Origin of the sequence: Breznakia blatticola (assembly GCF_004365815.1) — a bacterium.
Lineage (GTDB): Bacteria > Bacillota_I > Bacilli_A > Erysipelotrichales > Erysipelotrichaceae > Breznakia > Breznakia blatticola.
In genome coordinates, this window is record NZ_SODD01000068.1 from 1 (window position 1) to 6,991 (window position 6,991).

General features: G+C 32.2%; 6 protein-coding genes and 2 tRNA genes. 5 read left to right on the forward strand and 3 right to left on the reverse strand.

Going from position 1 to position 6,991, the window contains the following annotated elements:
- The first annotated feature begins 128 nt into the window (after positions 1 to 128).
- The 3 genes from mgtE to EDD63_RS11145 are packed head-to-tail and all read left to right on the forward strand — an operon-like array spanning position 129 to position 3,148.
- Positions 129 to 1,481, forward strand: coding sequence for a magnesium transporter (mgtE, locus tag EDD63_RS11135; RefSeq protein WP_134171389.1), 1,353 nt, complete (start codon positions 129 to 131; stop codon positions 1,479 to 1,481).
- Positions 1,482 to 1,499: 18 nt separating this feature from the next.
- Entirely contained in the window at positions 1,500 to 2,942 is a 1,443-nt protein-coding gene (locus EDD63_RS11140) for a leucine-rich repeat domain-containing protein (protein WP_134171390.1), read from the forward strand.
- Positions 2,943 to 2,956: 14 nt separating this feature from the next.
- The gene (locus EDD63_RS11145) at positions 2,957 to 3,148 is read left to right on the forward strand and encodes a hypothetical protein (protein WP_134171391.1); all 192 of its coding nucleotides are present in this window, start codon (positions 2,957 to 2,959) and stop codon (positions 3,146 to 3,148) included.
- 27 nt (positions 3,149 to 3,175) lie between these two features.
- On the opposite strand, the gene EDD63_RS11150 is transcribed toward EDD63_RS11145, so the two are convergent.
- A complete protein-coding gene (locus EDD63_RS11150; protein WP_166667639.1) occupies positions 3,176 to 4,006 on the reverse strand; it encodes a MurR/RpiR family transcriptional regulator in 831 nt (276 codons plus the stop codon).
- A gap of 209 nt (positions 4,007 to 4,215) precedes the next feature.
- Here EDD63_RS11150 and EDD63_RS11155 point away from each other — a divergent pair, with 209 nt between their 5' ends.
- Both EDD63_RS11155 and EDD63_RS11160 read left to right on the forward strand, forming a co-directional pair.
- A complete protein-coding gene (locus EDD63_RS11155; protein WP_134171393.1) occupies positions 4,216 to 4,956 on the forward strand; it encodes a glucosamine-6-phosphate deaminase in 741 nt (246 codons plus the stop codon).
- Between the two features lie 220 nt (positions 4,957 to 5,176).
- Positions 5,177 to 6,604 (forward strand): PTS transporter subunit EIIC, encoded by a 1,428-nt coding sequence (locus EDD63_RS11160; RefSeq protein WP_134171394.1) that lies wholly within the window; start codon positions 5,177 to 5,179, stop codon positions 6,602 to 6,604.
- 82 nt (positions 6,605 to 6,686) lie between these two features.
- Here EDD63_RS11160 and EDD63_RS11165 read toward each other — a convergent pair.
- A tRNA-Gly gene (locus EDD63_RS11165) sits at positions 6,687 to 6,760 on the reverse strand.
- Positions 6,761 to 6,777: 17 nt separating this feature from the next.
- Positions 6,778 to 6,868: transfer RNA gene (locus EDD63_RS11170), tRNA-Ser, on the reverse strand.
- Positions 6,869 to 6,991: the final 123 nt, after the last annotated feature.

The window sequence follows — 6,991 nt, forward strand, 5'->3', positions numbered from 1 at the left end:
CATCACAAGAAATGCTTTAAAGACACATAAATTATTCAGTACTTATCAGTGATTTATCGAGACTTGGTATGCACTGGTTGAATTAAGCCTAAAATTATTAAAGAATAAATAGCGAAGGGAGAGAGTTTATGGACAACAATAAAGTAACAATTGAGGAACTACAAGCCCTCATACAAAGTAAAGATGTACGTCGTATCCGTGAACTCTTCGATGAATATAATATTGTCGATATGAGTGATCTTGTCGAACAATTACAAATTGAAGATGTATTATTTGTATTTAAAATGTTGAAAAAAAATGTAACTGCTGAGATTTTTTCCTATTTAACATATGATAAACAGGAAGAATTGATTGAAGCATTTACCGGACCAGAAATCCAAAGTATGTTAGATAACTTATATAGTGATGACATCGTTGACTTTATGGAAGAGATGCCTGCAAATGTTGTAAAACGTGTATTGCAAAATGCAAAACCGAATCAACGTGCAGAAATTAATAAGTTATTGAACTACCGTGAGGATTCATGTGGTTCTATTATGAATACAAATTACATTACCTTAAAACGTTATGAAAGTGTATTAGAATCCATTCAACGTTTACGTAAATTAAAAAACATTGATCGTGCCTTAGGGTATGCATATATTACGGATAGTAAGCGTCAACTCATTGGTTCGCTTTCGTTAAAGCAATTGCTATATGCGGAAGATAATGAACTGATTGAAGATATTATGGATACCGATTTAATTGTAGTCAAAACGGATGATGATCAAGAAAAAGCAGCACAATTGATTCGTAAATATGATATTTCAACAATTCCTGTAGTAAATGATGAAGGAAAAATCGCTGGAGCGATTACATATGATGATATCTTGGATGTTATGGAAGAAGAAACAACCGAAGATATTCATAAGATGTCTGCGATTACACCAACAGATAAACCATATTTGGAAACTGGTGTTTTTGCCATGTATAAACACCGTATTGTTTGGTTGCTAGTATTGATGATTGGGGCAACATTTACTGGAAATATTTTATTAATATTTGAAGATCATTTAAAAACGGTTGCATACCTTTCCGTATTTATTCCGATGTTGATGGATGCTGCAGGAAATGCAGGAAATCAAAGTAGTACGATGATTACTCGAGCATTAGCCTTGGGTGAAGTGCATTTAACGGATATGCTTAAGATATGGTTTAAAGAAATTCGTGTAGCGTTCCTTTGTGGTCTAACAATGGGGATTGTGAATTTCTTCCGTGTCATTATATTTATGGGAATGGTAGATGTGCAAACATCCATTGTCGTATCAGTAACTGTTATGTGTACAGTTATGGTGGCAAAACTCATTGGGTGTACACTGCCAATGGTTGCCGAAAAACTTGGCTTTGACCCAGCAGTTATGGCAGGACCATTAATTACGACATTAGTTGATGTTGTTGCATTGTTAATTTACTTAGGTCTTGCTAGTGTTTTCTTGCTGTAAGACAAGAAGGAGGAACATATGTTTAAAGATGATAACCTACACCAAGCAATGCTTGAGTTTCTAGGAAAAAAAGAAAATGAAATGATTACCTCAGATGAGTTAGAAAAAATAGATATATTATCTTTACGTAATAAAGATATTGAATTTATTGATGGGTTGGAAGACTGTATCAACTTAGAAGTGTTAGATTTAACTGGAAATCGAATTGAACACATTCATCCATTAGAAAAACTAACCAAGCTAACGAAACTTCGTTTATCAAGAAATGCATTGCAAAGTATTGAACCATTAAAAGACTTACAACGATTATCCAATTTGGATATTTCGCATAATGAAGTATTCCCACTAGATTTACGTCGTCTAAAAGACTTAGATAATCTAGAAGTACTTAATATTAACAGTACAAATGTTTCACATATTGATAAACTTGATAAGCTTGATAAACTACGTGAACTACATGGTGGTGTACGTAGTGATAACTTTGATTTATCTGTGTATTCAGAATTAAAAAACTTAGAAGAATTACATTTACCAAAAATGTGGCTATATGATATTTGTAAGTTACAAGGATTAAGAAAACTACGTGTACTAGATATTTCGGGTAACTTATTTCATGACATTTCTGTCCTTGAAGATTTTGATAGTCTAGAAGAATTAAATCTTTCTAACAACAAGTATTTACATGATATTTCCTTGTTGGCAAAATGTAAGAATTTAAAAAGTTTACAGTTAAATAACTGTAAACTAATGAATATTGATGCTTTAGAAGGACTTACAAAGTTAGAGAATTTAAACTTAGAATACTGTGAAATTAAAGACTTAAGTCCAATTCGCAATCTAACAAATTTGGTGCGTTTGGATTTAGGAAAAAATAGAATTACTGATATTTCCATTCTAGAGAAATTACGCAAGATAGAAAATCTAACAATTGATCATACATATTTAACGGATTTAAGTTTCTTAAAAGACTTTGATTGTATTCATGAATTAGATTTCCACAATAACATGATTTTGGATATTACTCCATTAGCTGAATGTACGCATTTACGTGTACTAGATGCATCAAATAACTGGTTTAGTGATCTAACTCCTGTAAAAGATTTAGTTGACTTACAAGCGCTTAAAATCGCCAACAATAAAGTAGAATCACTTGAACCATTAAAGAACTTAACGGAACTACGAATTTTAGACATCTACAATAATGTAGTGGAAGACTTAACGCCATTACAAAATATGATGAAACTAATTCGCTTACGTGCAGATCATAACTCAATTATGGATCTTGCTCCAATTCAAAACCTAACGAATCTTGTAAGTTTAACGCTTAAAGCAAACTATATTACAGATTTAGAACCATTAATTGGTATGAATAAGCTATATGAATTACGACTTGATTCAAATCCACTTGAAAATATGGAACAACTTGAGAAGATGCAGTACTATGAAAAATTTACGTACTAGAAAAGGAATGTAGAATGAAACATGTAATTATGCTTAAAGACATGAAAACAAAAGAAGATCGTGCTCGTGTCACAGAAGATTTAAATGATTTGGGTATTGAACACAGTTTTGATGTCGAACAAAAAACATTAGCGATTAACGACCGTGGTGATGCGGTTCGTAATGCAACTAGAATTTTAAGTGAAAATGGGTTCTTGACTTACTAAGTCAGGCCCTTTTTTTTGTACGACTAATTATAAATGTGAAGATACATTTTGTTTATTCTTTTCGTAGTTTAGTGAAAATACAATTGAATATAAGAGATCACTTACATATGTTAATGCTATACGAGATGATATTGGAGCTAGTTTATCATTGAATTCTTCCGCTGGAGTTACCTGAATAACTACACTAGCAAATGTACACAATGGATTTAATTTAGGACCTGTTATCAATATATATGGAGTTTTTGATTCATGCATAGCTCGTGCAATTTTAATACTTTCTTCATCTATTCCATAATATGAAATAATGATAGTAATCTTATTTTTTACTTTCACCTGCGATTTAATAAACTGAAACCCTCTAACAATTTCTAGATTACTGTTTTTACCCATCCATAACATTTTATTGTGTAAATCAATTGCGGTTACTAAAGAATTACCATTTGCAAAAATATCAATTTGATCTGCATTGTCTACTAGTGTGGCAGCTGCATGTATCTTTTCAATATCGATATTTTGGTATGTGTCGTTTAAGGTTTGATTACTTAAATTAACGAGTTTTTTAGCAATCTCGTCGGAATGATCTTCTTTTTCAAAAGGAAAATTATATTCCACTCGGTTTGCATCCATTAAGGGGTTGTATACTTCTGCGACTAGTTGCAACTTAAAGGCACTAAAATTTGTGAACTTTAACTTCTTACAAAAGCGAGAAATCGTTGCAATACTACAAAATGTATTATTAGCAAGCGTGTGTATATTCATCTCAGTAACTTGACGTATATTACCTAAAATATAATTTGATATGACTATCTCAGTATCAGAGAAATTATTCTGATTTTTCAAAGTATCGATTAATAGCATATGTACCTCCATGTTGCTTCTTATGTATAGTATAGCAATAAATAAGAAAAGTTAATTAATAACTTCTAAATTTATGGGTATGTAAAAATTTTACAGAATTAACTCCGATTTGATAATTTGTTGTAAATGAATTTCATAGTAACTTTAGATTATAGATTTATCAAATAATATTCGTTATCCTGTGTACATACATAGTAGGAGGAAATAAAATGAAAATTATTAAAACAAAAACATATGATGAAATGAGTGAACTAGCAGCAGTGTATCTGCTTTCACATATGACCAAAGAAGGACGAGTGAATGTATCAATTACCGCAGGAACTACACCTGTAAAGATGTATGAAAAATTGGTACCCATGGTAAAAGGTAAGCAAAATTATAGCAATGTACATTACTATAATTTTGATGAAATTCCATTTCAAGGAAAAGGGAAAGAAGGAATTACTATAACAAATTTACGTAAGTACTATTTTACACCAGCAGAAATTGAAGAAGTACAAATTCATAAATTAACACCTGAAAATTATGAAAGTCATGACCAAAGACTTAAAAAAGATGGCGGTTTAGATGTGTTAGTTATGGGACTTGGTTATGATGGACATTTCTGTGGAAATTTACCAGGAAAAACAGCGTGGGAAGATCAAACGGTTAAAACTCCATTCTTGGATGAAGAATTGCAAAAAATTGCGGATTTGGAATTTGGTGGAGATGTCTCTCTGGTACCAAGTTATGCAGTAACAATGGGGCCAAGAAGTGTTATGAATGTTAAGGAATTGATTATGATTGTAAATGGAAAACATAAAGCAGATATCTTAAAACAAACCGTCGAAGGAAAAGTTGATTCCAACATCCCTTCAACAATTTTGAAATTACATCCAAACCTTACAATTATCACTGATGAAGATGCGGCTTCGTGTCTAAGTGAAGAGACTCTAGAGAAATATAGATAATACACAATTTAATACACATGAAAGAATAAGAGCTAAAGTTCTTGTTCTTTTTTTACTATATTTGAAAAAAATTTACACGAAATGTACTGCAAAATAACACTTCATGTAAAACGCTTTCATGATGTGTGAGAAGTATAGATTTCTCACGTGAATTTAGCTATTGTAAAAACAAATGAAGGGAGGTATTCACTCCCAACATGATCTATAAAGGAGGAAGAATATGAGTGACAAAAGAAAAGAGAACTTAAGTTACAAAGAGAAAGGAGAAGCAATTTTAAAATTAGTTGGTGGCAGTGACAATGTAACTGGTTTAACGAACTGTATGACTAGATTGCGATTTAGATTAAAAGACAGTTTACTATTTAATGTAAAAGCGCTTGAAGAATTATCATATGTACTCGGTGCAGTGAAAAACGATAACGAATTTCAAGTTATTATTGGAGCAGATGTAGAAAACTTTTTTCAAGCGATTCAAAGTATGTTAAAAGACAATACACCAGAAGTAGAAGAAAAGAATACATCAATTGGAAATAAACTTATTGATACATTATCTGGTATTTTTACGCCAATTATTCCCGCTTTAACTGCTGCTGGTATGTTGCAAGCATTACTGGCTTTACTTGTAACATTCAAAGTGATTTCTGCTGATACACAAACATATCAAATTTTATCATTTATGGGAAATACAGCATTTTATTTTCTGCCAATACTAATTGCTAATTCAGCAGCTAAGAAATTTAAATGTAATCATTATTTAGCAATGATGCTTGGTGCAATGTTATTACATCCTGATTTTATTGGTATGGTAGCGAATTCGATGGAAAGTGGTGTAGATATTAATTTTATTGGTATACCTGTCTATAATGCTACGTATTCGTCATCTGTAATTCCAATTATATTAGGTGTATGGGTAATGTCTAAAGTAGATCCATTAGTTGATAGAATATCACCAAAACCGGTGAAATTCTTTATGCGTCCTATGCTGACGTTCTTGATAACAGGAATTCTGACTTTGGTAGCTTTAGGTCCAATTGGATATATTGTTGCTGTGTGGATTAGTGATGGAATTAATATGTTGAATAATATTGCGGGATGGATCGTACCAACTGTGATTGGAGCAACTTTACCACTTATGGTAATGACAGGAGTTCATCATGGTTTGATTCCAATTGCAATTAATAACATGGCAACTATTGGATACGATTCAATGATTTTTCCGGGTCAACTTGCTTCAAATGTTGCACAAGGAGCAGCAGGATTTGCAGTATCTTTAAAAGCAAAAGATAGTCAAATTAAGCAAATGGCAAGTGCAACTAGTTTTACTGCTATGTGTGGAATTACTGAACCAATCTTGTATGGAGTGACAATGAATGTGAAAACAAACTTAATTGCTACAATGGTAGGTGGAGCAGTTTCTGGTTTCTTCTTTGGAATATTTAATGTCAAAAATTATTTGTTTGCAGCTCCTGGATTGTTAACTTTGACTGGATACATTAATGAAAGTGCAGGAATGAATAATTTCTATTTAGTGATTGTTGGAACACTATTAGGAGCACTTGTATCATTTACATTGGCTTTCATCTTATATAAGGATAAGAGTAAAGATGAAAAAGAAATTATTCATCTTAATACTGTAAAGAACAAATGATGAGTTTGTTTCGCTATTTTCTTAAAATATAAAAAAATAAAAACCCCATCGAATATGGGGTTTTAACGTCTTAAATTGAGTTTGGAGCGAGCGAGGAGAATCGAACTCCCGTATCGACCTTGGCAAGGTCGTGTTCTACCATTAAACTACGCTCGCACTTGGTTATTTTAAAATGGCGGAGTAGGAGAGATTTGAACTCTCGCGCCAGTTTCCCGACCTATACCCTTAGCAGGGGCACCTCTTCAGCCACTTGAGTACTACTCCACAGTTATTCTCGTGACAACGCTCATTAATATTATCATATTCGACAGTCTTTGACAAGCACCTAAAAGTTAAAAGTTTGTGCACTAAAAAGTAGGAAAATAGAATGATAAATATTGATTTATC

What these genes read in the sequence shown, in the direction of transcription:
- EDD63_RS11145 (WP_134171391.1), top strand. Translation starts at nt 2,957, where the DNA reads ATGAAACATGTAATTATGCTTAAAGACATGAAAACAAAAGAAGATCGT.
- mgtE (WP_134171389.1), top strand. Translation starts at nt 129, where the DNA reads ATGGACAACAATAAAGTAACAATTGAGGAACTACAAGCCCTCATACAA.
- EDD63_RS11140 (WP_134171390.1), top strand. Translation starts at nt 1,500, where the DNA reads ATGTTTAAAGATGATAACCTACACCAAGCAATGCTTGAGTTTCTAGGA.
- EDD63_RS11160 (WP_134171394.1), top strand. Translation starts at nt 5,177, where the DNA reads ATGAGTGACAAAAGAAAAGAGAACTTAAGTTACAAAGAGAAAGGAGAA.
- EDD63_RS11155 (WP_134171393.1), top strand. Translation starts at nt 4,216, where the DNA reads ATGAAAATTATTAAAACAAAAACATATGATGAAATGAGTGAACTAGCA.
- EDD63_RS11150 (WP_166667639.1), bottom strand. Translation starts at nt 4,006, where the DNA reads ATGCTATTAATCGATACTTTGAAAAATCAGAATAATTTCTCTGATACT.